This window comes from Ferruginibacter sp. (assembly GCF_031430955.1).
Taxonomy (GTDB): domain Bacteria; phylum Bacteroidota; class Bacteroidia; order Chitinophagales; family Chitinophagaceae; genus Ferruginibacter.
In genome coordinates, this window is sequence record NZ_JANPCM010000355.1 from 1 (window position 1) to 2,037 (window position 2,037).

The 2,037-nt window shown below is 37.5% G+C and carries 3 protein-coding genes; 1 reads left to right on the plus strand and 2 read right to left on the minus strand.

All coding sequences use genetic code 11. From position 1 onward, the window contains the following. Window positions 1–308: hypothetical protein (locus tag ACY65O_RS10070; protein ID WP_462220724.1), on the plus strand; the 308-nt coding region annotated here is incomplete at its 5' end. A 298-nt stretch (window positions 309–606) separates the two neighbouring features. On the opposite strand, the gene ACY65O_RS10075 is transcribed toward ACY65O_RS10070, so the two are convergent. Both ACY65O_RS10075 and ACY65O_RS10080 read right to left on the minus strand, forming a co-directional pair. After that, window positions 607–1,095: a putative polyvalent protein kinase domain-containing protein gene (locus ACY65O_RS10075; protein ID WP_462220726.1), complete on the minus strand. Its 489-nt coding sequence runs from the start codon at window positions 1,093–1,095 to the stop codon at window positions 607–609. 276 nt (window positions 1,096–1,371) lie between these two features. Continuing rightward, on the minus strand, window positions 1,372–1,596 hold the full coding sequence (locus ACY65O_RS10080; protein ID WP_462220725.1) for a hypothetical protein: 225 nt from the start codon (window positions 1,594–1,596) through the stop codon (window positions 1,372–1,374). Window positions 1,597–2,037 lie beyond the last annotated feature (441 nt).

The window sequence follows — 2,037 nt, forward strand, 5'->3', positions numbered from 1 at the left end:
ATTTTTACAGAAGCTTTGTTCCGCTAATAATGAAGTCGGTAAAAAAGATACCTATTTATGTAAATGACAGCCTGGTGCATAATTTAAAAGCTAACAATTATATTACCATAAAAGTATTTAAAGAAGGCAACTTTACTGTAGCAGCAGATAAAAAAGGCAATACCGATACTCCCGTAAAAGTTAAGTTTGGAAAAGAATATTTTTTTAAATGCGATGGTTTAGGCGGCTTTGTGAATTTTAGAACAACTATTGATTTAGTACCGGTGGCTGATGGCAAAAAGGAGACAGGAATCTTGACAACAGAATAAAGGTGGGCTTCGGGTTGCCAGTGCCCGTTAAGTGTAATTGAAGCGTACGCCGCTGGTTGAAAATCAAGCGTCGGCGATTGGGATTACCCACGGCGGCGAATAATTCTGACATTGTTGGTATGCAGCCAGGCCAATGCAGCTATGGCGTACCAACAAGGTGAGTAACGAAAGCTGCAGCAAATTTAAGGACACACAGTTTTAATATTATTATAATTATTAGAGGGTGGGCTTCGGGCTGCGTTGTTGGTACGCTTTACAAATTGTTAACGCTGCATAACAACAAGGATGAAGGAAATTTTTATTCTTCTGCAACTGTATAAAATACAGTATCAATAAAAAATAATTTTTCGAATTTTAAAATAACATTTTCATCATGCATATCTTCCAGGATTAGTCCGTAGGTTTTATTAAAATAGTCATGCCGCCTTGTATTTTCAAATCCATTATACTCCAGGAAAGCACGAATATCTTCCAACGCAGCCTGACCATCTGCAATAATAAATGGCTGCCTTACAACAGCATGCAGCACATTATCTAAATCAATAAACCCTAAAAATGTGTAAGCAGTATCTTTAAAAATAAGATTATGCAATAACAAGCTGTTTAAATACTCCAGCCATGTTGCATAATAAATGGCATCATTGATCTTTACTACATGCTTACTGTCAATATCCAGGTAAACCTGTGCTTCACTCCCCCTTGTTAAATATTGTGCTGGTAAATGCGTAACCCAAAGCTGGTTACTGGTGGCGTAGTTTCTTAAGCCTGACTCCTGTTCTTTTTTAATGAGGGGTTAACTTTCGAAGTCTCTTTTAACCGTTGTACTTGTGCTAAAGCTTGTACATAAGAGGTTGCGGACTGCTGTGCAATGATCCGGAATCCTCTCAATGAGGCTTCCTCGAATGATATTTTCAAGTTTCCGTTTTGTTTCATCATTGTACATTTTAAACAAAACTAAGCAAATTATCCAAAAAGTGAAAAGGTGTGTAGAGTATTGTTCCAGGGGAGTTTTCACAGCATTATGCTCGAACAAAAGAATCTTAACGAAAAGCATTTGCCTATTTTAGATTTCCTGTAATCCCCGCCGCTGTTGCTTCTTTTTAACGAACGATGCATTGCAGCAAACGATGGTTGCGAAGAAGAAATGCTTTTTTCGGTAAAAGTATTCAGGTGCTACTTGTTGTTGGTCAATAAGACGCAACAACGGCGAAGGAAGCGAGGGGAGATTGGTGTGGAACACCAACAAAGGCAAAATATTGGCTTTGCCGAAAGCTTTTTGATAAACCACTTTTCCATTTTTTGCTACCATAGACACTCCGCCAGGTCCATTATTATCTTTAAACTCTCTTAAAACAATGGCGTCAATTTTAGTTGCAAGGCATTGAGAAAAAAGTGAATAGAATTTTAAACTGATTAGAAATATGGCGAAATAATGATGGTTATTTTCTTAAATAGTGTCATCAAATTATTTGTTTATTAATTTAAAAAATGGCTAACGGTAGTACAGATCTATCAGCTAAGATATCTTTGTGAAAAACTTACCTGCCAGGGAAAATTTATGGCCTAACCATTAACAGCACTGAGCTTTATCCATTCTTCGTGCAATTGCAGGTAATCTTTCAGGAGTATCACGAACAAATTTCCTGTTTTATCTTTTGCTCCGGGCCTTACTATCAGTCGTCCTTTTTTGGGATGCAGCAGAATGATAGCTCCTCCAACGGAAGGAAAG